At 61.3% G+C, this 23,240-nt stretch carries 21 protein-coding genes and 1 pseudogene; 8 read left to right on the top strand and 14 right to left on the bottom strand.

The features are described from left to right. Positions 1 to 353: 353 nt before the first annotated feature. Positions 354 to 1,295: a tripartite tricarboxylate transporter substrate binding protein gene (locus CEY05_RS29245; protein WP_158219456.1), complete on the top strand. Its 942-nt coding sequence runs from the start codon at positions 354 to 356 to the stop codon at positions 1,293 to 1,295. Positions 1,296 to 1,697: 402 nt separating this feature from the next. Beyond that, positions 1,698 to 1,883 (top strand): DNA-binding protein, encoded by a 186-nt coding sequence (locus CEY05_RS29240; RefSeq protein WP_088600804.1) that lies wholly within the window; start codon positions 1,698 to 1,700, stop codon positions 1,881 to 1,883. A gap of 37 nt (positions 1,884 to 1,920) precedes the next feature. Here the strand turns inward: CEY05_RS29240 and CEY05_RS29235 are convergent, their stop codons facing one another. Further along, entirely contained in the window at positions 1,921 to 3,135 is a 1,215-nt protein-coding gene (locus tag CEY05_RS29235; RefSeq protein WP_198952945.1) for an HNH endonuclease, read from the bottom strand. A gap of 285 nt (positions 3,136 to 3,420) precedes the next feature. Between CEY05_RS29235 and CEY05_RS29230 the strand changes: the two are divergent. Both CEY05_RS29230 and CEY05_RS29225 read left to right on the top strand, forming a co-directional pair. Continuing rightward, a pseudogene (locus CEY05_RS29230) lies at positions 3,421 to 4,626 on the top strand (IS3 family transposase). 167 nt (positions 4,627 to 4,793) lie between these two features. Then, the gene (locus CEY05_RS29225) at positions 4,794 to 5,522 is read left to right on the top strand and encodes a Crp/Fnr family transcriptional regulator (RefSeq protein ID WP_088600803.1); all 729 of its coding nucleotides are present in this window, start codon (positions 4,794 to 4,796) and stop codon (positions 5,520 to 5,522) included. A gap of 12 nt (positions 5,523 to 5,534) precedes the next feature. Here CEY05_RS29225 and CEY05_RS29220 read toward each other — a convergent pair whose 3' ends face one another. The 8 genes from CEY05_RS29220 to CEY05_RS29185 all read right to left on the bottom strand — a co-directional run bounded on the left by CEY05_RS29220 (position 5,535) and on the right by CEY05_RS29185 (position 14,053). Beyond that, positions 5,535 to 6,374 (bottom strand): universal stress protein, encoded by an 840-nt coding sequence (locus CEY05_RS29220; protein WP_088600802.1) that lies wholly within the window; start codon positions 6,372 to 6,374, stop codon positions 5,535 to 5,537. A 24-nt stretch (positions 6,375 to 6,398) separates the two neighbouring features. Beyond that, positions 6,399 to 7,427, bottom strand: a complete 1,029-nt coding sequence (gene adhP / locus CEY05_RS29215; protein ID WP_088600801.1) for an alcohol dehydrogenase AdhP — start codon at positions 7,425 to 7,427, stop codon at positions 6,399 to 6,401. 17 nt (positions 7,428 to 7,444) lie between these two features. Further along, positions 7,445 to 8,836, bottom strand: a complete 1,392-nt coding sequence (locus CEY05_RS29210) for an NAD-dependent succinate-semialdehyde dehydrogenase (RefSeq protein ID WP_088600800.1) — start codon at positions 8,834 to 8,836, stop codon at positions 7,445 to 7,447. A 78-nt stretch (positions 8,837 to 8,914) separates the two neighbouring features. Then, positions 8,915 to 10,345, bottom strand: coding sequence for an NAD(P)(+) transhydrogenase (Re/Si-specific) subunit beta (locus CEY05_RS29205; RefSeq protein ID WP_088600799.1), 1,431 nt, complete (start codon positions 10,343 to 10,345; stop codon positions 8,915 to 8,917). A gap of 3 nt (positions 10,346 to 10,348) precedes the next feature. Beyond that, positions 10,349 to 10,645: an NAD(P) transhydrogenase subunit alpha gene (locus tag CEY05_RS29200; RefSeq protein ID WP_198952951.1), complete on the bottom strand. Its 297-nt coding sequence runs from the start codon at positions 10,643 to 10,645 to the stop codon at positions 10,349 to 10,351. 14 nt (positions 10,646 to 10,659) lie between these two features. Then, the gene (locus CEY05_RS29195; RefSeq protein ID WP_088600797.1) at positions 10,660 to 11,829 is read right to left on the bottom strand and encodes an NAD(P) transhydrogenase subunit alpha; all 1,170 of its coding nucleotides are present in this window, start codon (positions 11,827 to 11,829) and stop codon (positions 10,660 to 10,662) included. 62 nt (positions 11,830 to 11,891) lie between these two features. Further along, on the bottom strand, positions 11,892 to 12,968 hold the full coding sequence (locus tag CEY05_RS29190) for an RNA methyltransferase (RefSeq protein ID WP_088600796.1): 1,077 nt from the start codon (positions 12,966 to 12,968) through the stop codon (positions 11,892 to 11,894). A 104-nt stretch (positions 12,969 to 13,072) separates the two neighbouring features. Next, positions 13,073 to 14,053 (bottom strand): tripartite tricarboxylate transporter substrate binding protein, encoded by a 981-nt coding sequence (locus tag CEY05_RS29185; protein ID WP_088600795.1) that lies wholly within the window; start codon positions 14,051 to 14,053, stop codon positions 13,073 to 13,075. A gap of 240 nt (positions 14,054 to 14,293) precedes the next feature. Here CEY05_RS29185 and CEY05_RS29180 point away from each other — a divergent pair, with 240 nt between their 5' ends. Beyond that, on the top strand, positions 14,294 to 14,941 hold the full coding sequence (locus tag CEY05_RS29180; RefSeq protein WP_088600794.1) for a GntR family transcriptional regulator: 648 nt from the start codon (positions 14,294 to 14,296) through the stop codon (positions 14,939 to 14,941). A gap of 39 nt (positions 14,942 to 14,980) precedes the next feature. Here the strand turns inward: CEY05_RS29180 and CEY05_RS29175 are convergent, their stop codons facing one another. Continuing rightward, the gene (locus CEY05_RS29175) at positions 14,981 to 15,874 is read right to left on the bottom strand and encodes a LysR family transcriptional regulator (protein ID WP_088600793.1); all 894 of its coding nucleotides are present in this window, start codon (positions 15,872 to 15,874) and stop codon (positions 14,981 to 14,983) included. 132 nt (positions 15,875 to 16,006) lie between these two features. Here CEY05_RS29175 and CEY05_RS29170 point away from each other — a divergent pair, with 132 nt between their 5' ends. The 3 genes from CEY05_RS29170 (at position 16,007) to CEY05_RS29160 (ending at position 18,302) form a co-directional block, all read left to right on the top strand. Then, positions 16,007 to 16,777: an enoyl-CoA hydratase/isomerase family protein gene (locus CEY05_RS29170; RefSeq protein ID WP_088600792.1), complete on the top strand. Its 771-nt coding sequence runs from the start codon at positions 16,007 to 16,009 to the stop codon at positions 16,775 to 16,777. Between the two features lie 91 nt (positions 16,778 to 16,868). After that, entirely contained in the window at positions 16,869 to 17,537 is a 669-nt protein-coding gene (locus tag CEY05_RS29165) for a peroxiredoxin-like family protein (protein WP_088600791.1), read from the top strand. A 48-nt stretch (positions 17,538 to 17,585) separates the two neighbouring features. Beyond that, entirely contained in the window at positions 17,586 to 18,302 is a 717-nt protein-coding gene (locus CEY05_RS29160; protein ID WP_088600790.1) for an SDR family oxidoreductase, read from the top strand. A gap of 66 nt (positions 18,303 to 18,368) precedes the next feature. On the opposite strand, the gene CEY05_RS29155 is transcribed toward CEY05_RS29160, so the two are convergent. The 4 genes from CEY05_RS29155 to CEY05_RS29140 form a co-directional block, all read right to left on the bottom strand. Then, a complete protein-coding gene (locus tag CEY05_RS29155) occupies positions 18,369 to 19,994 on the bottom strand; it encodes a GMC family oxidoreductase (RefSeq protein ID WP_088600789.1) in 1,626 nt (541 codons plus the stop codon). Further along, entirely contained in the window at positions 19,994 to 20,557 is a 564-nt protein-coding gene (locus CEY05_RS29150) for a sugar dehydrogenase complex small subunit (protein ID WP_088600788.1), read from the bottom strand. Before CEY05_RS29150 ends, CEY05_RS29155 begins: the two co-directional genes overlap by 1 nt. A gap of 3 nt (positions 20,558 to 20,560) precedes the next feature. Next, positions 20,561 to 21,934 carry a cytochrome c gene (locus tag CEY05_RS29145; protein ID WP_198952944.1) on the bottom strand — a complete coding sequence of 458 codons (1,374 nt, stop codon included), beginning with the start codon at positions 21,932 to 21,934 and terminating at the stop codon, positions 20,561 to 20,563. Positions 21,935 to 22,372: 438 nt separating this feature from the next. Next, positions 22,373 to 23,227 carry a PAS domain S-box protein gene (locus tag CEY05_RS29140; protein WP_158219455.1) on the bottom strand — a complete coding sequence of 285 codons (855 nt, stop codon included), beginning with the start codon at positions 23,225 to 23,227 and terminating at the stop codon, positions 22,373 to 22,375. Positions 23,228 to 23,240: the final 13 nt, after the last annotated feature.

Genomic DNA, 23,240 nt, shown 5'->3' with positions numbered 1-23,240 from the left:
GATGGGAAAACGACAAATGATTGGCACGGATATTTATTGTTACGACTAATGCGGATTATTGCTCTGCATTAGGGTCGTTTGAGGCGGGTTTGGGATAGCGGTATTTGGCCTGCAGGTCATCGGCCGTTGAGTGACAAGCTGGCGTCGAAATGCAAAATTCTCAAAACCACACATATGCCAACTTCTTGCAGAGTGCAGATTAATACCGACATCTTGCCGTCCATAACCGCGGAACAGTTTTTCGCGACTTCGCCACGCACCTGCAGGCCTCCATAAGGGGCTCATTTCCAAAGGAGCAGACAATGCAATGCGGAAGAAAGCAACTTGCGGGGTCGACGCAGGATGTCGGCGAAATGTCGTCTACGGTCGTGGAAGATAAAGACGAAACTGCGTATCCAAGCCAAGCCATAAGCATCGTGGTTGGGTACCCTCCTGGCGGAGGGGCCGATAGCCTGGCGCGTTTGCTGGCCAAGCATCTGGGCAAGGAACTCGCCAGTGAAGTCGTCGTGGTCAATCACGTCGGATCTGATGGAAACGTAGGCGCGGAGGCTATGTGCCGCGCCAAGGCAGACGGCTATACCTTATATCTGTGCGCTCGGCCAAACACCTTACACAAGTACTTATTCGCGAGCCTGGAGTTCGATTTCGCCGAGGACCTGATACCGATCGGCTTGATCGCCATGACGCCTAACGTGATCGTCGCGAGTCGGCACTCGCCGGTAAGGAGTCTGGAAGACTTGCTGGAGATCGCTCGAACCAATCCTGGACAGCTACGCTGCGCATCACCAGGGATGGGCTCAACCGGATATTTATTATTAGAGATCTTCCAGCAAGAGACTGGCATAGACGTAGACCATATTGCCTACAAGGGGAGTTCACTGGCCTATCTGGACCTGAAGGAAGGGAGGGTCGACGTGCTATTCAGCACGCTGTCGTCGGCGATACCTCACATCAGGGAAGGAACGCTGCAGGGTCTCGCAATCATGTCGAAGACGATGGATGGACATATCGTCGAACTCCCCAGCATGTCGGATCGAGGGATGCCCAACCTGGATGTGGATTCGTGGGCGGGGTTGATGGTTCCGTCAGGGACGCCTGAGTCCGTAATCGCGCGGCTTAGTGAGGGCATCAACGCGGTGTTGAAAGAGGAGGATGTGATCGCGGAGATGATGCAGCTGGGGTATGCGACGCCGCCACAGCCTAATCCGCCTGAGGCGATGAAAAAGTTGGGGGAGGAGGAGGCGGAGAGGTGGCTGGCTATGATGAAGGATAGGGGGATATTGCCGTTTCATTGAGGGGGGTGCTGAGGCTGACTGGTGCGTGCAGAGCCTGATGGCATGACATACACACCTGTGGCCCTGTCGCAGCAGCATGTCATGCTGGCGCACTCTATTTTGGGTGCGCCAGCGTGGATACCCTCATTGACCGGAGATGTATGGAATCTTTATCAATGCCCGGCGACGCATATCGCTCTGTTCGGACAAAATGCCAACGCCGGGCGCATCGCTTCCGGTGCCCGGCGCCCGTTAATTAATCGAGCAAGTCATTCAGCCCGCCGCGTAGCCCAGGAACCACCAACAGAAACTAGCGACATACCTCCGACGACACGGTCGAAGGCGTCATGCCCGTGGTCTATGTTTCCAGTGAAAGGTATGGCGACCGCAGCTTCAAGCAATGCGCTCGATTAGGAATGAAGCATGAACAAAATAACTACACGTCTCTGGGACTCTGCTTCCCACCTTCGCACTGAAGAAGAAATGGCAGCCTACCTTGAAGCGGCGCTCGAGAATAGGGAGGATGACTCGAAGTACCTCATCCACGCGTTAGATGTCATTGCCCGCGCTCGCGAGAAGAATCAACCTGCCGCAGGGAAAATGAGGTAGAGCGTCCCGCTCGTTCTCGTCTCACATGCGCATCTCTCTATGTGACGAGCGCCGACTTCACTTCGTCTAGGGTTAACCACTGACGTTTCGAATGGACAATCCTGTGGCAATTCGAGCATAAGAGAACCAAATCTATTACCTTCGTCACCGCGCCCGGCTGCATTGTATGAACAGGTGTTGTGTGGTGGACGTCTATGATTCCAGCCCCGATGGCACCGTAGCGCTCCGAGAAATCAAAGCTGCATGCAGCGCAAAAAAGCCGCCCATGCTTTCTTAGTGCCTGAGCTTTTGCCTCCCGCACAAGACGCGGGTCCCTCTCTCGATGCCTATGAATCCGAGTAACAAGCTTGCCTTCTTCAGCCTCTTCGATGCCTGATCCGTCACCCTCTGAGATTCCTGACTCCTCGGAATATGTCAGGACGCCATGACGAATTAGCTGCGCTGCTTCAGAGAGACGAACCGAGTCGTGCGAGAACAGTTCCCACACTCGGACCTCATCACCATTTCCTCGTGTGAGCCCGCGCCGTCCCAAAGCCGTATAGCCGGGATCCAGGCGCTTGAAGTTCATCAGCTTCATATATACGCCATTGGCGTTCCGGTATGTCCCTCCGCTACTAACTCCTAGAATGACGCCCAGCCTATTCAACACCTGAGACAGTTCGTCAATTTCTGGCGCGCCTTTATTGAGTGGCGATTTACGGTACCGGACGTACAGATCAAGAGCGAGAATCAACTCGTCCCGAGACCAAGCGGCATTGCGCGATGGTGCTTCCGGCGAGGGATCTTGCGATGCGAGGTCGCTCAAGTAGGACAGATCGAGCCGCTGTGCGAATGCGCTAAGGTCCTTTCCCCTCGCATCGAGCCTCAGCCAGCAGGCTGAAGCATCCTCTTCGTACTTCACATTCACAATGTCAAATATGTGCTCTAGCGAACATCGCTTGGAGTCGCGATCTTTCAGGATTGCAAGCTGAGGAAGATTATATTTTTTCGCGACAGCTATCGCATTCCATAACGCGGTACGGTGCCCCTGAGACGAGTCGTCTTTGCGACGAGGCACCTTATACCAATAGGCCCCGGTTGCAATATCCACACTGATGCCTGAGTTCCAAACAGTCATTGCAAATAATTCTGCCCCCCCACGCTTGGCATCAGACGTCAAAACGTCGAATGCGAACCAGTGCTGACCGGGTGGACGAACTCGCACATGGCCATATGCAGCGTTCGATCGAGTTGTAAAGATCGGAGGTGTCATCGGATATCCAGACATTGCACAGTAACTTAATATTACAATACCTCTGCAATGCTCCGTCTGGACTTGGCACTTGGCAAATTGAAGTCAATCTAGTCATCCGCCTTTGCAACCATTCATGAATGGTCTGAGAGTGCCATTGCGCGCACATGAAGTGGCCCCTTGAATCACCGGACACCATCACTCACCTAGATTGGAATGGTCCCCTGAATCACCGGACACCATCACTCACCTAGAATACCGACTAGGCATATGACTGTGTTTTTGACTAACACCAAGCAAGAATTGATGGAAGTGTTAACTGGCCCCGAGAGGCGGCGCCGCTGGTCGGCGGAAAAAAAAATTGGCAATGGTGCGCGAGAGTTTCAAGCCGGGCAAGACGGTCTCGACGGTAGCGCGCCAGCACGGCATCAACCCGAATCAGTTGTTTGGCTGGCGCAAGCTGTACCAGAACGGCAGCCTGTCTGCAGTCAGTTCGGGAGAAGAGGTGGTACCCGCTTCAGAACTGTCGGACGCGCTGGCGCAGGTGCGTGAGCTGCAGCGATTGCTGGGCAAGAAGACGATGTAGAACGAGATCTTACGGGAGGCGGTCGACGTCATGAAATCCCGAAAGTAGATTGCGCGCTCGCCCTCGTTGCCGGAGGACGACCAGTGAAGACGGTCTGTGACGTCCTTGGTGTAGCGCGCTCAAATGTTGCTCAACGTCTTGCCCGTCAATCCGACTGGTCCGATGGCCGTCGGGGGCGGCAGTTCGATGATCGAGCGCTGGTCGATGAAATCCGCCAGACCGTCGCCCACTTGCCAAGCTACGGCTACAGACGTATTTGGGGCTTGATACGTCGATCTCGCGAATCCGCGGGCGAGACTGCCGTGAACGCCAAACGCGTTTATCGGGTCATGCGCGCGCACCAGCTGTTGATGGCCCGTAAGGTCCGGCCGGCGAGGCCTGAACGCCGTCACAATGGACGCGTGGCCGTAGCGCGCAGCGACCAGCGCTGGTGTTCTGACGGTTTTGAGTTCCGATGCGACAACGGCGAACCGCTGCGGGTGACGTTTGCGCTGGACTGTTGCGACCGAGAAGCGTTGAGCTGGGCGGCCACCACTGCGGGGCACAGCGGCGACATCGTTCGCGATGTGATGCTGGCAGCCGTTGAAAACCGCTTCGGTGGCACCTTGAAGCCGCCTCACACCATTGAGTGGCTGACCGACAACGGCTCTGGCTACATCGCCGAAAAAACGCGTTCGTTCGCCACCGAGATCGGCCTGCGCCCGTTGACCACGCCCGAGTGCAGCCCGCAGAGCAACGGGATGGCCGAGAGCTTCGTAAAGACCATGAAGCGCGATTATGTTGCCTTCATGCCCAAGCCCGATGCCAATACTGCGGCACATAACCTGGCGCTGGCCTTCGAGCACTACAACGAAACGCATCCACACAGTGCGTTGAAGTATCGTTCACCCCGAGAATTGCGGCGTCTCGCCGTTTTATCAACCTAACGGTGATGTGGTGTCCGGAAATACAGGGTCAAATCCGGCTGCTTAGGCACGGCCACCGACAACTTCTCGCACCCAGTCCCCACTTTCCCGCATTGACTCAAATCAATGACACCCCCCACGGATCCGCTATCCTCCTCCGCTTATCTCGCAATCGCGGTTGGCAAACGATGGATAGCATCACTGACATAGACGCTTATCACCCCTCCATCAAGGCGGTCCCCTTTACAAGGACCGCTACCGGCACCGCGATAGAACTCCTCTCGATCGCCGAGCAGCAAGCCCTGCTGAAGATGTCCCGCCTCGTGACCGTCCCCAAGTACACGAAGCTATATACGAAAGGCAGCGAAGCCACGTATATCTACAACATCGTCAAGGGCGTAGCGGAGACCTACCACTTGACCCCCAACGGCAACAAGCGTGTGACGGCCTTCTTGTTCCCTCATGACCTCGTCGGCCTCGCGGAGAACGGTCGATACGTCTCCGACGCGCAATCGCTCACGCCCCTGGTGGCTTTCCAAATTCCGCTTGAAGGATTACGCGATGTCCTGGTCCGCGATCCGGAACTCGATTTCGGCCTGTTGTCCAAGCTTTGCCATGAACTGCGCCGCTCGCAGAACCATGCGCTGACCGTATCGCTAAACGAAGCCTCCGCCCGACTCGCCAGCTTTCTTGTCTGGATCAAGGACGCCTACGCGGACGGCCGTAGCGGGCAGGACGAACTGATCCTCCCCATGGCCCGCCATCACATCGCCGATTACCTCGGTCTCTCCACCGAATCGGTCAGCCGCGCGTTCAATCATCTTGAACGGCTGGGTTGCATCGCGCGCAAGGGCTTGCGCGCGATCTCCTTGATCGACGTGCCGGCGCTGGAACGGCTAGCCGCGCAAAGCGACTAGCCGCCGCGCCTCTCAATGGGCAAACAACACCGGCACCGTCATCGTCGCCAATATCTCCCGCGACGCCCCGCCCAATATCCACTCCCGGGCCCGGCTATGCCCATACAAGCCCATCACGATCAAATCCGCTCCGTGATCCGAAGCGGTATTCAAGATCGCGTTGCCGATGCCGACGCCATCCGAGGACCCAAACACTGCCTTGGGCGCAACATACCCATGCGCCCGAAGGTATGCTTCCAGGCCACCCACCGCACTGCGGTTACCGGTCCGAGGCACCAGATCCTGATCCAGCGAAAGCACCACGATCTCCTTGGCCCGACCCAGAAACGGAGCAGCATCCGCGACAGCCTGTGCCGCCTCCCTGCCCCCATCCCAGCAGATCAAGACCCTTTCAACAGGGTCGGCCAACCCGCCGTCATAAGGAACGACAATCACCGGCCGCCCCGCCGTCATGATCACCGTCTCCAACTGATACGGCTCTATCGACGACCGCCGCGAAAAATCCGCATCCGGCTGACTCAAGATAAGAATATCGCTGCTGCGCGCCTGCACGGCCAACTCCACATCCCGCAGACCTTCCACCGAGCTCCAGGAATTCGGCACACCCGCAGACGCCGTCAGGTGCTCGAACGTTCGCTGCACCTGCTGCCGCTCGTCGTTGATCAGTCTGCGCTGCACCTCCAGCACCGCAGTGGGAGTCAGAGACTCGTTATACCCATAGACATAGGGCGGATCCTGCACATAAACCCCCACCACCTCCCCATTGTGGGCCTGCGCCAAACCCACCGCCGCTGCGATGCGACGCTCGAAGGCGCCGTCCCGATCCACATGAACCGCGATTCTCTTGTACATGGCTGCTCTCCTGGTGAGATGTGCTTACCCTGCCATATCCAGGACGACGCGACCCTCTATCTGCCCCGCGTGCATCCTCTGGAAAATCCGATTGATATTCTCCAACTTATCGGTCGATACGGTTGCCTTGACCTTGCCTTCGCTGGCGAAAGCAAGCGACTCCTGCAGATCCAGGCGTGTACCAACGATGGAACCCCGCACCGTCGTCCCATCCAGCACCATGTCGAAGATCGACAGCGAGAACTCACCCGGTGGCAAGCCATTGAGCGCCACCGTGCCGCCGCGCCGCACCATCCCCAGCGCCTGCTTGAACGCGATCGGCGAAACCGCCGTGACCAGCGCACCATGGGCGCCGCCGATCTCTTTCTTGATATACGCCGCCGGATCGCCTTCGCGCGCATTCACCGTCACGGTGGCACCCAAGGTCCGCGCCAACGCCAGCTTGTCTTCGTCGATATCTACCGCCGCAACATTCAAACCCATGGCGCGGGCATACTGCACGGCCATGTGCCCAAGCCCACCCACCCCGGAGATCACCACCCAATCGCCGGGCCGGGTATCGGTCATCTTCAAGCCCTTGTAGACGGTCACGCCCGCGCACAGTATCGGCGCCACTTCGACAAAGCCGACGTTGTCCGGCAGCAGGCCGACATAATTGGCATCCGCCAGCGCATACTCCGCGAACCCGCCATTAACCGAGTAGCCCGTGTTCTGCTGCGATTCGCATAACGTCTCCCAGCCGCCCAGGCAGTGCGGGCAATGGCCGCAAGCCGAATACAGCCACGGGATACCCACGCGATCGCCCTCCTTCACGTGGGTCACGCCCGCGCCCACAGCCACCACATAGCCCACGCCTTCATGGCCAGGCACGAAGGGGGGATTGGGCTTGACCGGCCAATCGCCCTCTGCGGCGTGCAAGTCGGTATGACACACCCCGCAGGCTTCGATCTTGACCAGTAACTGCCCCGGTCCCGGCTTGGGCACGGCGATTTCGCGGATTTCCAGTGGTTTACCGAAAGCAGTGACCACCGCGGCTTTCATGGATGAATTCATGAAGAAACTCCCAGAGTTCAGAACGGCGCGTCGATATCGACCACGTCCACCAGCTTGTGATTGACGAATTCGCGTATGCCCAGGCCAAGCAGCTCGCGCCCATAGCCAGAATTGCGTATCCCACCGAAAGGCAGATCCGCCTTCACCATGGTCGGGTGATTGACGAAGACCATGCCGGTGGAGATCTGCTCGGCCACTTTCGCGCCGTTCTTCACGTCGCTGGTGAATACCGACCCACCCAGACCGAACGGCGAGTCGTTGGCGATGCGTACAGCATCGGCCTCGTCCCGCGCGCGAAACAGCATCGACACCGGTCCGAAAAATTCCCAATAACGCGCCGGATTCTCGTCCGTCACATTGGTCAGGATGGTGGGCTGCACGAAAGCGCCTTTGGTCGGCACCTTCGAGCCGACCTCGGTAGCGACGGCACCATGAGCCACCGCCTGGGCGATACGCGTCTTCAATTCATCGGCGGCCGCTTGCGACGACAGGGGCGCCAGCGTGGTCGCCGCATCGAATGGATCGCCGCAGCGCAGCCTGGCCACGCCCTCCGTATAGCGCTGGAGGAAAGTCTCATACACCTCGTCGACGATGATCATCCGCTTGGACGACACGCACACCTGACCGCCATTCCAGTGCCGCCCGAACACGGCCCAGTTCACGGTCTTCTCCATATCGGCGTCCGCCAGCACCACGAAGGCATCGGCGCCGCCCAGCTCCATGGTGGATTTCTTCAGAGCCTTGCCCGCTTGCGCGGCCACCACCGAGCCCGCGGCCTCGGAACCCGTCAGGGCCACGCCGCACACGCGCGGGTCGTTGATGATCATGTCGATCTGCGAACGCGTCGCGTAGAGATTCTGGAACGCCCCCTTGGGCAGACCCGCCTGCAACATCAGGCGCTCGAACGCGGCGGCGCATTGAGGCACGTTGGACGCGTGCTTCAACAGCATCGTATTACCGGCCGACAATTGCGGCGCAATGATGCGGGCGATCTGGTAGTAAGGAAAATTCCAGGGCTCGATGCACAGCAGCACACCCAGCGGTTCGTGCTTGAGCATGGCGTGCCCTTCCGCCAAACTGGCGACAGGGAGTTTCTCCGGCTTGAGCAGATCGCGGGCATTGCGCGCGTAGTAATCGAAGATATCCGCCGCCAGCGCCACTTCGGCCCTGGCTTCGCCGATCAGCTTGCCCATTTCCAGCGTCAGGAATTCCGCATAGCGCTCGCTGTCGGCGCGCAGTAGCGAGGCCGCCTCATGCATGATCGCGGCACGCTCGTCGAAACTCGTCAGCTTCCACGAAAGAAACGCGCTGTTGGCGCTGTCGATGGCGGCGGCGATGTCAGCGTCGCTGGCTTCCGGAAAGGAGGCGAGTTTCTCGCCGGTGTACGGATTGATAGTCGCGTAAGTCATATCGTTTACTCCGTTGCCGACGCTGGCGTCGGAATGGCGCAGCGGTCGGAATTCAAAAAAGGCAAAGGCGTCCAGGTATCAGCCGTCGCCTTCCTTCAAGGTCTGGACCATGGTCGTCAGCACCGCCAGTGCGTCGCCGTAGACCATCGCGCAGTTGTCCTGATAAAACAGCAGGTTCTCTACGCCCGCGTAGCCCTTGCCCTGGCCGCGCTTGATGACGTAAGCCTGGTGCGCCAGGTCCACGTTCAGGATGGGCATGCCGTAGATGGGCGATGACTTGTCCGTGCGCGCGGCGGGATTCACCACGTCGTTCGCGCCGATCACTAGCGCGACGTCGGTGCTGGCGAAGGACTCGTTGATGTCCTCCATGTCGTAGATCATGTCGTAGGGCACGCCGGCCTCCGCCAGCAACACATTCATATGCCCGGGCATGCGGCCGGCCACGGGGTGGATGGCGAACTTCACATCCACGCCGGCCGCCTCCAGCGCCTTGACGAATTCGTACAGCTTGGCCTGGGCCTGCGCCACGGCCAGGCCATAGCCCGGCACCACGATCACACTCGATGCATAGCGCATGGTCAGCGCGGCATCACTGGCGTCCGCTGACTTCATCTGGCTGTCCGCCAGATCCGCCTGGCCACCGCCAGCGCTCGTCCCTGTATCGCCGAAATTGCTGAACAGGACGTTGGCCAGCGATCGGTTCATGGCCTTGGCCATGAGCAGGGTGAGCAGGGTGCCCGCCGATCCCACCACCATGCCGGCAATCATCAGGGCCGGGTTGGCCAGCGCGTAGCCTTCCAGCGCCACCGCCAGGCCGGTGAAGGCGTTGTAGAGGGAAATCACCACCGGCATGTCGGCGCCGCCGATCGGCAGCGTCATCAATATCCCGAAAGCCAAGGCGCACACGAAGAAGCCCGCCAGCGCCACTGGTCCCGCATCCTTCGAGGCCATGGCCCAGGCGCCCAGCGCCAGTGCGGCCAGGAAGACAAGGCCGTTGACCACGCGCTGCCCACTGAAACGCCACGGATTGCGGATCTTGCCATCGAGCTTGGCCCAGGCGATCAGCGAACCGGACAAGGAGATGGAACCTATCAGCGCGCCGAGCAAGGTCACGGCCAGTTGCAGCGAGCCTCCCGCCACAGGGCCTCCCTGCCGGCCGATGAGCTCCACGGCGCCCACGGCGGCGGCCGCGCCGCCGCCCATGCCGTTATATAGCGCCACCATCTGCGGCATGGCGGTCACCGCCACCCTGCTGCCGCTGCGCCAGGCCACGGCGGTACCGAGGGCAAGCGCGGCGAGCGCCAACGCCAGGTTGGTCCACACTTTGTCGGACGCAACCATCGTGGGGCCGGCCAGATAAGCGAAGCTCGCCAGCACGGCCACCAGCATGCCGACGCCCGCCAGCTTGATGCCGCGCAACGCCGTTTGCGGCGATGACATGCGTTTGAGGCCCAGGATGAACAACAGCGCGGCGCAGAAGCCGCCGGCATCGACGATCAGCGACAGCACGTCCTACTCCTTTTGCGCCGGCGCGGCACTTGGCTTGAACATCGCCAGCATGCGATCCGTGACCACATACCCGCCGGCCGCGTTGGCGGCGCCCAGCGCGACACCAATGAAGCCGATGGCCTGCATCAGCGGCGTGTCCGCCTGGAGCAGGGCATGCAAGGCGCCGACCACCACGATGCCGTGGATGAAGTTGGATCCGGACATCAAGGGCGTGTGCAGGATGGACGGAACGCGCCTGATGACTTCGTAGCCAGTGAAAGCCGCCAGCATGAATAGATAGATGGCCACCAGCCAACCCATTGCAAGTTCATTGCTCATTGCGCGACCTCATGTTGAGCGCTCCCCACGTGCGCCTGCAGCACGGCATTGGCGGCGGCATTGACGATCTGGCCATCGTGGCTCAGCAAGGTGCCCGCGATCACTTCGTCCGTGGCATCCAGCGCCAGCGCGCCGTCCTTGACGATCAGGTCCAGCAGCGCCAGCAGGTTCTTGCCATAAAGTTCGCTGGCGTGCTGGGCCAATGTGGAGACCAGGTTGAGCGGCGCGACGATGGTGACGCCACCCAAATGGCCAGCCAGGCGCACGTTCTGCCCGCACACCGTGCCCTCGCAATTGCCGCCGCTCTCGGCGGCGAGATCGACGATGACGCTGCCGGGCTTCATGCCCGCGATTTGACTGCTGGATATCAATTTTGGCGCGGCGCGGCCCGGCACGTTGGCCGTGGTGATGATCATATCGGCCTGTTGGATGTGCTCGGTGAGCACGGCCGCCGCGTGGGCCTGTTCCTCGGCCGTGAGTTCGCGCGCGTAGCCGCCCTCTCCCCGTGCGTCGACGCCGGTGTCGATGAAGCGCGCGCCGACAGACTGCGCTTGCTCGCGCGTTTCGGGGCGGACGTCGTACCCTTCGGTCACGGCACCCAGGCGATGCGCGGTGGCCAGTGCCTGCAGCCCGGCAACGCCCAGCCCCATGACCAATACGCGTGCCGCGCGCAGCGACCCCACGGCAGTGGTCATCATCGGCAGGATGCGCGGCAGCGACAGTGCGCCGAGCAAGGGGGCCAGGTACCCGGCCAGCGTGGCCTGGCTGGACAGCACGTCCATGGACTGCGCACGGCTGATGCGCGGCACGTTTTCCATGGCAAGCGCTGTGATGCGCTGCTGGCAGAGCGTTTGCAGCAGCGCTGCGTCGCGGCCCGCGTACAACAGGCCGACAAGCACGGCGCCGGGCTTCATCGAGGCGATTTCCTCGGTAGCGGGAGGCTGCACGCAGAGCACGATGTCAGCCTGCGCCAGCAGCGCGGCACGATCGCTTTCCACTCGCGCACCTGAATAGGCCGCATCAGGAAAATCCGCCTCCAGCCCAGCCCCGGTTTCCAGCCACAACTCGACGCCCAGCTTGTTCAGCTTCGGCATCAGCGATGGCACCAGTGCCACACGCCGCTCACCGGGCTGGAGCTGCCTGAGAACCGCGATTCTTAGGGTCATGAGTAGACCTCCCTGTCCAATGGCAGAGTAGGCCTGGCGCCGCCAAGGCGCCTTGACTCAAATCAATCCTGGACGACTTCAGCCGTTGCCGTGCGCGTGCGGCGCAGTTGGACGATCCGCGGTTGCGGGACTTTCTCCACACCGACGGCACGCGCGCGCAGTTGTCCACAGCCCGCATCCACGTCCTGGCCGGCGCTGTTCCTGACCTTGGTCAGCACACCGCGGCTATGCAGGGAGTGGACGATCTGACGGATGCGGTCGAGATCAGGGCGTTGATAATCATCCCCTTCCAGGCTATTGAAAGGGATGACGTTGAGCACGCCGTATTTCCCCTTGAGCAGGCGGACGACCGCGTCGAGTTCGTCGTCGCCATCATTGACGCCCTTGAGCAGGGTCCATTGGTACTGGATCGGATAGCTGATGTCGCGGGCGTATTTTTCGCCGAGTTCTATCAGTTCTTCCGGCGCGATCTTCGGCGCGCGCGGCAGCAGGTGTTCGCGCAATGCGGCCTTGGTCGTATGCAAGGACAGCGCCAGTGCGGGTTTGACGCGTTGTTGCGGCAGGGCCTCGAACACGCGCCGGTCGCCCACCGTGGAGAACACGAGATTCTTGTGGCCGATATTGCCTTCGGTGCCCAGCAGGTCGATGGCTTCGAGCACGTTCTCCAGGTTATGCGCCGGCTCACCCATGCCCATGAAAACGACTTTCTTCACCGCGCGTTGGCGGCGCGCCAGCACGACCTGGGCGAGGATTTCCATGCTCGATACCTGGCGGATCAGGCCGCTCTTGCCCGTCATACAGAAACGGCAGCCGACCGCACAGCCAACCTGCGTCGAGACGCAGAGCCCGTCACGCGGCAGCAGCACGCTTTCCACCATCTGCCCGTCGGCGAGTTCGACCAGCAGGCGCGAGCCGTCGCTACCGGCGTATTCCGAGCGAATCCGGGCCAGGCCGTCGAGTTCCGCCGTCAAGGCAGGCACGGCATCGCGCAACGCCAGCGGCAGGAAATCCTGGGACGACCGCCGCCGCGTACCGGTATCGATCGCCTGTCCGCTCAGCCATACACGCACCACCCGTCCACTGTGGACGGGCAGCGAGCCCAGGGAGGCGAGGCGTTGGTTGAAGTCGGCGATGCGCATGGGGAGCGAATTTTACCTCGCACTCATGACGCGCCGCGTCCGGTCACCGCCGCCAGCCGGGGCCGTTGGGCGGGCCCTTTGCCAGCCGGCCGCGCGGCATGGCTTTACTGCATCGTCACCCCGGACGCCTTGATCAGTTGCTCGGTACGGGGCAGTTCGCTCTTGATATAGGCCGCGAACTCGGCGCGCGTTCCGCCTTGCGGCTCCGCGCCGGCTTCCGCCAGTTTGTCGCGCAGCTTGGGATCGGCCAGCACCTTGTTCACGGCCGCGTTCAGCTTGTCGACGATAGGCTGCGGGGTGCCATGCGGCGCCACCAGGCCGTACCACGGCGCGATGTCATAGCCGGGGTAGCCCTGTTCGGCGATCGTCGGGATATTCGGCGCCAGCGCCGAGCGTTTGGCGTTGGACATGCCCAGCGCCACCAGCGCGCCGCTCTTGACCTGCGGCAAGCCCGTCATGATGGTGTCGAAGTACATGGTCACCTGTCCGCCCATCAAGGCAGGGATGGCCTCACCCGCGCCCTTGTAGGGAACGTGGACCATGTCGATGCCGGCGGTCTTCTTCAATAGTTCGCCAGCCAGGTGCGAGGTCGTGCCGGTGCCGAAGGACGCGTAGGTCAACTGGCCCGGATGCGCCTTGGCGTAGGCGACCATTTCCGGCAGGGTCTTGAACGGTTGATTGGGCGTGGTCAGCAACACGTTGGGCGTGATGGCGACCATGGAGATCAGTTCGAACTTGTCCGCGTCGTAGCTCAAGTTCTTCTGCATGAAGCGATTGGTGACCAGTGCCGCCGGCCCACCCATCAACAGCGTATAGCCGTCGGCTTCCGCGCGCGCCACCACCGTGGCCCCGATGGCGGCGGCGGCGCCGGGACGCGCTTCCACCACGAAGGGCTGGTGCAACTCCACCGCCAGGGCCGCACCCAGCTGGCGCGAGATCAGGTCGGTAGCGGACCCTGCCTGGAACGGCACCACGATCTTCACGGGGCGCTGCGGCCAGGACGCGGCGTCTTCCGCGTGGGCGGCGCCACTTGCCGCTAGCGCCACGGCGCCCCACCCCAGCAATGATTTGAGAATACGGTTCATGCAATTTCCCCTTGGTTCAGCATGGAAGACGGCGTCGCCCGCCCCGCAAGACGGACGAATCCGAAGCCGCCATTTAAAGCCGCATTGCGGCGCCGCACCATAAGGGTTTGTATCAATGGATGATTGGATCCAATTTTACATATGCTCCTGGCGGAGAGGAACAAGTATCCTCACGACGCAAGAAAGTGAATCAACCCTAATGAATCATTCCACGCCAGTGGAACCAGGACGGCGGGCGGCATGGCATACGGCAAGGTGGCGGTCTCGGCCGAGGAAGAGGCCTATCAATTCGTGCAGCAGGAGATCCGGCTGGGACGGCTGGTGCCGGGCCAGCGCGTGGTCACCGAGACCATCGCTGCGCAGATCGGTACCAGCCGCATGCCCGTGCGCGGCGCGCTGCTGCGCCTGGCGTCCGAAGGGCTGCTCGACATGCGCGCCAACCGTGGCGCCGTGGTGCGCAGCCTGAATGCGCAGGAGCTGCGTGAAATCTTCGAGATGCGATCCGTGCTGGAAGGCCTGGCCGTGCGCAATGCGGTGCAGAACATGGAAGCCGGGCACTTGCGCCAGTTGGCTGGAATGATCGACCAGATCGAGCGGGGCAGCGGCGACTATCTGGACTGGACCACCTCGCACCGTGAATGGCACGAATACCTCTGTGGATTCTGCAAGCAACCGCGCCTGCTGGCCCAGTTGGCGGACCTGCACTCCGTGATGGAGCCCTATATGCGCATGTGGGCCACCCAGCCGGGCCGGGTACCGCGGATGCGCGAAGCCCATGAAGAGCTGGTCGCCGCATTGCAGACGGGCGATCCCGATATCTGCGAGGCGACGATGCGCCGGCATGTAATGAACACCGTGGAAGGCCTGCTGCCGTATCTGCCGGAATGACGGAACAGCGGCAGGTATCAGGTGTGACGACGCATCCGTTTACGTCGCCTGGTCGTAGCCTTGCATTACGCCCTCGACGAATTCGGCGAACAAACGCGCCTTTGTCGTGGCAAGGCGCCCGGTAGGAAATACCGCCCAAAGGTCGATATCGGGAAGCGCCCACTTCTCCAGTAAGCGGATCACCCGGCCATCGCTTAATTCGGGCGTGAACATCCAGTCCGACGCGATGGTAAGGCCCATATCGGCGAGCACTGCCGTACGGATGCCTTCAGCCGCGCTGAAACGCGCCCGACCGCGTACCAGCACCGACGTTTCAGCACCGTCCCGGGTGAAGTTCCATACGTTGCTCAATTGGCTGAATACCAGCGCCTCATGGTTGGCCAGATCGCCAGGTATGCGCGGCCTGCCGGCCCGCTTCAAATACGCCGCGGTGGCAAGCACCGACCGGCGCGACGACGCCAACTTGCGCGCCACGATGCCCGAATCGGCCAATACCTCCATCCTCAATGAAACGTCGATGCCTTCGGCGATCAGGTCGATCGTGCGGTCGTCCAATACGACATCTATTTCAAGGCTCGGATGCGCGGCGAGAAAGCGGGGCAAATGCGGGATCACGTGCAGCCGTGCGAAAGTGGGTGCAGCGGAAACCCGCAATCGGCCCGATAGTCCCGCGCCCTCCCCGGTGGCGGCCAGCTCGGCCTCGTCCGCTTCCTGTATGACTCCGCGCGCGCGCTCGTAGAACCGCAAGCCTGCCTCGGTCGGCGTCAGGCCATGCGTGGAGCGCAGCAGCAGTTTCACTTTCAAGCGCCGCTCCAGTTGCGCGACGGTTTTGGAGACCGCCGGCTGCCCGACCTCCAGGACGCGCGCGGCACCGGAAAAAGAACCTGCCTCTACCACACGAACGAAGGTTGTCATCGCCAACAAACGATCCATATTTATTCCTTACAGGAATAGCGATTATCGCTGCTACATGTCTGTCATTCCAACCGGGAATTATTCAGAATCTCCTTCATCAGCTCCACGCCCTTTATTTCCCCACTCAGTCCCACTTCAAGGAGATCCGCCATGTCCCGCTTCAACGATTATCAGAATGCTTACCCTAATGCCCGCCTGACCCGCTCGCCTGACGGCGTACTTGAAATCGCCCTGCACACGGCCGGCGGCAAGCTGGTCTTCAACGGCCACACCCATGAACAGTTTGTCGATCTGTTCCATGACGTCGGTAGCGATCCCGATAACCGCGTGGTGATCCTCACCGGTACTGGCGATGCATTCATGGACGAGATCAGTCCCGAGGGTTTCGATTTTTTCAGTCCCCGCGGCTACGACAAGATTTTCCGCGAAGGCAAGAAAGTGCTGATGAACCTTCTCGACATCGAAGTGCCGTTGATTGCCGCGCTCAATGGTCCGGTATTGCTGCACTCCGAATACGCCCTCCTCGCGGACATCGTGCTGGCCACCCCGGAAACGGTGTTCCAGGACAAGCCGCATTTCGATTTCGGCATCGTGCCCGGCGACGGCGTGAATCTGCTGTGGCCAGAAGTGATCGGCAGCGTGCGCGGTCGCTATTTCATCCTGACCCGGCAGCGGCTTGACGCGCAGACCGCAAAGGAATGGGGAGCGGTCAATGAAATCGTTCCGGCCAACCATCTGCTGGCGCGCGCTCACGAGATCGCCGAAGAACTGGCCAGGCTGCCACCGCTGACCAGCCGCTATACCCGCATCGCCTTGACCCAAAAGCTGCGCCGAATCGTCGACGAGGGCGCTGGCTATGGCTTGGCGTTGGAAGGGATTAGCGCAGCCGAAGTGGCGCGTTCGATGAATCCAACGGCCTGATGCCGTTTGCCGCGGCGTGTGCTCGCGGCGATACCCACCATCCATTGAACCAGCAGGCGGCCACACCGCCGCTTACCCAAGGAAAATCACCATGTCACTTCAAGATAAACTCGACGCCTTCAAGGCCGATTTCGAGGCCGGCAAACCACCCTACAGCGTTCCTTACCCGGTCATCGAGACCATGCACCGCGCCACTGCTGAACTGATCGCCTCCGGCGCCGCCCAAAGAGCGCTGAAAGCCGGCGACCAGGCGCCCGCCTTCACACTCGACGATCCGAACGGCGAACCGGTTTCGTCCGCCGACTTGCTGCGCCAAGGCCCCTTGGTTTTGACGTTCTATCGCGGCGTCTGGTGCCCGTACTGCAATATGGAACTGCAGGCCCTGCAGGCTGCTTTGCCGGCCATCCACGCAGCTGGTGGGGCCAACGTGGTGGCGATTTCCCCGCAGGTTGCGGCCAACAGCCGCAAGTCAGTACGCCAGAACGCGTTGGAATTCCCCATTCTGTCGGACACGCACAACGACGTGGCCGCCGCGTTCGGCCTGCGTTTCGAGATGCAGGACTACTTGATCGAACTGTATCGATCGCTGAAAAACGACCTGCCTGCGTTCAACGGTGATCCAAGCTGGACTTTGCCGATGCCGGCTCGCTACGTCATTGCGCCGGACAGCACCATCGTCTATGCCGAAGTGAATCCGGATTACACCCGGCGTCCCGACCCGTCGGAAATGCTGCCGGCCATTCGCCGCGCCGCGGCCTGAACCACCCGAATGCAGCAGGCTGCAAGGCCAGCGGCGGAGGAACACGAAATGTCTCGAACCTTTCTCATCACCGGCGCAAGCAAGGGCATCGGCCTTGCGCTGTCGACGCGCCTGGCGGCTGCCGGCCATCATGTCGTCGGCATTGCACGCACGCCACAGGCCAAATTCCCTGGCACGCTGTTGACTGTCGACCTGAGCGACGACCATGCCATGCGCTCTGCCCTGGACGACATCGCGCAGCGCTTCCAGCTGGACGGTGTCGTCAATAACGTAGGTCTCGTCCGCCCCGCCTCGCTGGCCGATGTCACGTTGTCCGCGCTCGACGAGGTCATGCGCGTCAATCTACATCCCGCACTCGCAGCCGCGCAAGCGGCCTTGCCCGGCATGAAAACGCGCGGCTGGGGGCGCATCGTCAACCTGTCCAGCCTGACGGTGCTCGGGATGCCCCAACGCACGGCCTACGCGGCGGCAAAGGCCGCACTCGTCAGCTTTACCCGTAGTTGGGGATTCGAACTGGCCGACACCGGCATCACGGTCAACGCCGTGGCGCCCGGCCCGACGGAAACCGAACTGTTCCGCGCCAACAATCCAGTGGGCAGTGAAGGCGAGCGTCGCTATCTGTCGGGCGTCCCCATGGGCCGCTTCGGCAAGCCGGATGAGATCGCGTCGACGATTGCGTTCCTGCTGTCCGATGATGCGGGATTCATGACCGGGCAAACCTTGCACGTCGACGGTGGCGCCTCGCTTGGACGGGCAGCGTTCTAAAGGTAAGAGAAGCAAAAAACCCGCGCTCTCCAGGAGAATCGCGGGTTGATTGTTTGCCAGGAACGATCAAACTTCCCGCAACATCACCTGCGCGGTCCGCAGCGTCACCGCCGCCCCCGTCAAGGTCGGATTGACACAGCTGGCCGAAGGCATCACGTTGGTGCCGACGATGAACAGGTTCGGATGGTCGTGCGCGCGGCAATCCTTGTCCACCACCGACGTGCGCGGATCGCTGCCCATGATCGTGGTGCCCATGATGTGCTGGCGATCCTGATGGCTGGTATCCATCTTGATATCGGTGGCATTGATCAGCGCGGCCATCTTCTGCAGATCCTTCACGCCAAAATCACGACCGGCATTCCAATAGTCGTTGACGCTGTAATAGATCTCCGGCTTAGGAATTCCAAGCGCGTCCTTCGCGGTCGTGCTCGGCGTCACCCGGTTCTGCGGTTGCGCCTCCGTTTCGAAGTCGATGGCGAAATTCAGCGAGCGCGCCGACTGACGCTTGATTTCGGCGTCCAGCTTCGAGCCGTACACGCCCTGATCCATCAGCTTGGACGCCAGGCCCGACGTCGCCACGGTATTGCGCAGCTTGGTCTTGTAGCTGGGAATCTGCTTGCGCAGTTCGCCATCGCGATAGTTCATGTAGACCAGCAATTCAGTCGGGCCCTGGCCCGGCCAAAGATCCTCGCTGGCCATCACATTCATCGCAATACCGGTATGGCCCATCAGATTGCGGCCAACCTGGTCGGACGAGTTGGCGATACCGTTCGGATATTTCTCCGAGGTCGACATCAGCAGCAGTTTCGGGCTTTCGATACCGTAAGCCGCCAGCACGAAATAGCGTGCCGTCATCCGATGATCCGTGCCATCGGGCTTCTTGTAGCGCACGGCGACGATCTTGCCGGAATCATCCGCCTCGATCTTGTAGACGACCGAATTGTCCAGCACACGCGCACCGTGGCGCTCGGCCTCGTCGATGTGACGCGTGCCGTCGTACTTGGCGCCGCTGGGACAGACCGGATTGCAGTTGTTATTGCCCGAGCAGAGCGGACGCTCCTTGTAGGCCGAAGTGGCACGCCCGTTCGGTTCATAGATCGGGTTGTAGCCACCCACCTTCAATTGGTCGGCCAGGCGCGTCATGAAGTAGGGAATTGGCAAGCCTTTCATCGGGAAAGGCTTGGAACGGGGCGGCCAGGGCTGCCCACCGTTGCCGCCTTCGTCCTGGCCATCCATGCCGGACACGCCAAGCTCCGCTTCCGCTTCGCAATAGAACGGCTCCAGCTCTTCATAAGTCATCGGCCAATCACGGCCGCGATCGTAGAGCGTGCGGATCTTGAAATCGTTCGGGATCATGCGCCACAGCGCCGACCCGAAGTGCCAGGTGGTCCCCCCCACGACACGCAAATACTTGGTGGGATACTTGACCGGACCCTTGAGCTGCAGATAATCGCCGTAGGTCGACGGGATATGCGGCGGATTGGGGAAAGGCGAGCCCGCGCCCTGCAGCTTGATATTGGTAAGCGACAGCTTGATCGGGGCATTGCGGAACACCTCGACGATCTCTGCCCGCGTCACGCGCGGCCCCGCTTCCAGGATGGTGACAGCCTTGCCGGCTTGCGCCATGCGCGTCGCGATCAGCGCGCCCATCACGCCGGAACCTATAACCAATACGTCAGTATCGTAATCCATCAGCTTTTAACCTCGGCAACTGCATCCACCGGCTTGGGGCCCCAGGAGTTGGGGCCACGGCCATACGTCGGCACCACCAGAATGGCGCGGGTGGGGTCATACATGAACGCCTCTTCGTAGGCGAACAACTCGGCCTTCTCGTCATCGCCCACCACGCCCAGGTACAGCGCGCGGATGATGCTCTTGGCCTGGGTGTCCAGGCCCTTGTCGACATCCGTCAGCGCCAGATACTCGTCGACGTGGCTCAACTGGCGGGTCTTGACCAGCGTGTCCAGCGAAGCCACCACGCTGTCAAGGTCCGGAATGCGCTTCTTCAACGCGTCATAGCAACGCGTGGCCATTGCCGGGCTGACATTCTTCGACGTCAGGAACGTCGAGACTTTCTGGAAGGCCGACACCGACACCGGGACCTGCGTCACCTCGGCCGGCGCGGCAGCCAGCGCCGAATCGATAGGCAGCCGCCACATCACGCCCAGCGCGATGGCGCCCTTCACCAGGTTGCGGCGGCGGGAATCGATCAATACTTCCTGTTCGGAAAGCACAACTGCTTTGGCATCCGTCATGACTTAACCTTTCTTGTAAGCGCGCCGGCGCCGCGTCACGGCGATGGCAATCACGATGAGCACCAGCAGCACCACGATGGCGCCGGGCAGCAGATAGGGCGACAGCTTCACCAGCGGCGCGACGGGACCGCCGGCACGCGCCACGGCAACATCATCCGCGGTCAATTTCTTTTGCGGCTGGCCGAAGTTGGCCAGCACGTAGTTCGACACGTCGGCCACCTGCTGGTCGGTCAGGCGCTCGGTATACGAGGCCTGGGGACCGAAGCCGGGCATTTCGATATCGTGGCCGTCTATCGTGCGATGCACCCCGAAAAGAATGGTCGCCACCAGATTGGCGGGATAGGCCGCGCCCGTGGCGGAGTTGTGGAACAGCGACGGATACACCGACGTGCCCTCGCCCCTGGCGCCGTGGCAGGCCGAGCAAGTCGCGGAATAAACCTTCCAACCCGGATCCGCGTCCCGCACGGCGTTGCCACGCAAGCGCGTTTCGCTGTCAGCCGGCGCACCGTAGCCATCGCGCGGCTTTGCACCGTCCGCGCCGACAGGCTTGGTCTGCTTCAGGTACGCCACGATGGCGTTCAGGTCCGCGTCCGACAGATACTGCAAGCTGTGTTCGACGGCTTCGGCCATGGGACCGGCCGCTTGCGCCTTGCCGGCGACGTGGCCGGTACGCAGGTAGGCCTTCAGTTCGTCATCGGTCCACGCACCGATACCCGCGACCTTGTCGGCGGTGATATTCGGCGCGTACCAGGGGCCGAGGGGCGATCCGGCCAACGGCTTGCTGCTGTCCAACCCCATCAATGCCGTGCGCGGCGTATGGCACTCGGCGCAATGCGCCAGGCTGTTGACCAGATAATTGCCGCGATTGATTTCCTGCGACTGGTCGCCGACCGGCACGAAAGGCTTGGAATCGCCGTAGATCAGATTCCAGATCGCCATGGACGAACGCACGCTGAAAGGAAACGGCAGCTTGGTTTCCTTGTTGGGCGTGTCCACGGGCTGGACTTGCGTCATGAAGTATTTGTACAGCGCCGCGATGTCCTCATCGGTCATCTTGCCGTACGAGGTATACGGCATGGCCGGATACAGGTGGTGGCCATCGCGGGCCACGCCTTCGCGCACGGCGCGGGCGAATTCAGCCTCGGTGTAGTCGCCGATGCCGAACTTCTTGGATGGTGTGATGTTGGTGGACCAGATTGTCCCCATCGGCGAATCGATGGCGTATCCACCCGCGAACGCGGCGCCGCCCTTGGCGGTATGGCAGGCTACGCAATCAGCCGCCGTGGAAATGTACTTCCCGTCCAACACGCCTTGCTGATTCTCGATTCCTGCCGCGTCCGCCGTAGCGGCGATCGAACAGGAAACCAGCGCAATCATCAAACAGGACTTCCTGATACCTTGCCGCTTCAATTTCCACATATCCCGACAACCATTCGAATGAGAAAAGACCGCCCCGTGTCGGCCAGGGGGTCATTTATATGACCACACCGTAGACATCCCGCGTGGAGAGATGTCCATCCAGTAGACGGTTCGATAGGAATCGAACTATATGTATGCAAACTGAATGAGATCTGAAAGTTTCTAACGTCACTATCTGTATCGGCGGCACCGCTTCAATCGGCCACGGGTTGATCTGGCACAAGCAAATCGACCTTAGCGCTTGAAAACACAATGGATTTTGTTGCGCCGCCGCAATGGCAACAGGCTGCCGCGCGCACACGCTTCATCCCAATTCATGACGAATTCGGGATTGAGTACGCAGATATCGTTGGTAATTACCAACGCTTTCGCAGATGACGTCGGTGGGCGAGGCCGCTAGGCCCGCTTGCGATCAGCGCCAGATTTGTCGAGATACATGCGCTTGTCGGCGAGTTGCATCAGCTCGCCCAGGGACGCTGCGTCGTCGGGATAGATGGCCGTCCCTGTGCTTACCCGTACGCGGAAGTCCGTGCCGTGCAGCATCAGGGAGCACGCCAGGGCGTCGCACAGGCCTTGGACGATGACATCGATGGCGCCGATGGATGCTTCGGGCTGCGCCGGGGTGGCTTCAATGGTCGATCCGGCGGATGGGGCGCCTGGCGGCGTTCGCCTCCGCTCCCATTGCACCTGCCGCGACATGACGGCCTGCGTCGCCAGCGCCTGGGCGCGGACCCAATCCAGGTCCGGTACGCCAGGATTCGTGCCATAGCGATAGATCGCCCGCCAACCGCCGGACTCGCCATCGTGGATGGCGAGGGTCATGGCCTCGATGGGAAACAGCGACGCCAGCGTGTCGTGGATGCCGCGGCTGAGGGCGCTCAGATCCACGGCATCGTGCGCCGCCTGGGAGATCGCGAAAGTGGCCCGCTGCATGGCCTCGGCCTGCTTGCGGGCCGAGACATCGCGGGCCACGCCGATACGCAGGCGGTGTTCCTCGGACCACCGCGCCGACCACATGATATCGACGTAGTGGCCGTCCTTGTGGACGTAGCGGTTCTCGAAGCCGATGCGCGGATGACCGGACATGACCAACAAGGCTTCCTTGATCGTGCGCGCCCTGTCTTCCACGGCAAGGAAGTCGAGCATCGGCCGGCCCATCATCTCCGCCGGCGTGTAGCCAAGTATGGACTCGCAGGCCGGGCTCACATAGACCAAGCTTGCCAGCCGCATCCACCAGGAATACGGCGTCAAGCTGAAGTTCCAG

The organism is Achromobacter sp. HZ34, assembly GCF_002209485.1.
Taxonomy (GTDB): domain Bacteria; phylum Pseudomonadota; class Gammaproteobacteria; order Burkholderiales; family Burkholderiaceae_B; genus Bordetella_C.
Note: the sequence above shows the minus strand (reverse complement) of the source record. Positions and strands in the feature narration are given on the sequence as shown.

Coding starts and splice junctions, on each gene's coding strand:
- CEY05_RS29245 (WP_158219456.1), top strand. CDS start 354: ATGTCGTCTACGGTCGTGGAAGATAAAGACGAAACTGCGTATCCAAGC.
- CEY05_RS29240 (WP_088600804.1), top strand. CDS start 1,698: ATGAACAAAATAACTACACGTCTCTGGGACTCTGCTTCCCACCTTCGC.
- CEY05_RS29235 (WP_198952945.1), bottom strand. CDS start 3,135: ATGACACCTCCGATCTTTACAACTCGATCGAACGCTGCATATGGCCAT.
- CEY05_RS29225 (WP_088600803.1), top strand. CDS start 4,794: ATGGATAGCATCACTGACATAGACGCTTATCACCCCTCCATCAAGGCG.
- CEY05_RS29220 (WP_088600802.1), bottom strand. CDS start 6,374: ATGTACAAGAGAATCGCGGTTCATGTGGATCGGGACGGCGCCTTCGAG.
- adhP (WP_088600801.1), bottom strand. CDS start 7,427: ATGAATTCATCCATGAAAGCCGCGGTGGTCACTGCTTTCGGTAAACCA.
- CEY05_RS29210 (WP_088600800.1), bottom strand. CDS start 8,836: ATGACTTACGCGACTATCAATCCGTACACCGGCGAGAAACTCGCCTCC.
- CEY05_RS29200 (WP_198952951.1), bottom strand. CDS start 10,645: ATGGGTTGGCTGGTGGCCATCTATCTATTCATGCTGGCGGCTTTCACT.
- CEY05_RS29195 (WP_088600797.1), bottom strand. CDS start 11,829: ATGACCCTAAGAATCGCGGTTCTCAGGCAGCTCCAGCCCGGTGAGCGG.
- CEY05_RS29190 (WP_088600796.1), bottom strand. CDS start 12,968: ATGCGCATCGCCGACTTCAACCAACGCCTCGCCTCCCTGGGCTCGCTG.
- CEY05_RS29185 (WP_088600795.1), bottom strand. CDS start 14,053: ATGAACCGTATTCTCAAATCATTGCTGGGGTGGGGCGCCGTGGCGCTA.
- CEY05_RS29180 (WP_088600794.1), top strand. CDS start 14,294: ATGGCATACGGCAAGGTGGCGGTCTCGGCCGAGGAAGAGGCCTATCAA.
- CEY05_RS29175 (WP_088600793.1), bottom strand. CDS start 15,874: ATGGATCGTTTGTTGGCGATGACAACCTTCGTTCGTGTGGTAGAGGCA.
- CEY05_RS29170 (WP_088600792.1), top strand. CDS start 16,007: ATGTCCCGCTTCAACGATTATCAGAATGCTTACCCTAATGCCCGCCTG.
- CEY05_RS29165 (WP_088600791.1), top strand. CDS start 16,869: ATGTCACTTCAAGATAAACTCGACGCCTTCAAGGCCGATTTCGAGGCC.
- CEY05_RS29160 (WP_088600790.1), top strand. CDS start 17,586: ATGTCTCGAACCTTTCTCATCACCGGCGCAAGCAAGGGCATCGGCCTT.
- CEY05_RS29155 (WP_088600789.1), bottom strand. CDS start 19,994: ATGGATTACGATACTGACGTATTGGTTATAGGTTCCGGCGTGATGGGC.
- CEY05_RS29150 (WP_088600788.1), bottom strand. CDS start 20,557: ATGACGGATGCCAAAGCAGTTGTGCTTTCCGAACAGGAAGTATTGATC.
- CEY05_RS29145 (WP_198952944.1), bottom strand. CDS start 21,934: ATGATTGCGCTGGTTTCCTGTTCGATCGCCGCTACGGCGGACGCGGCA.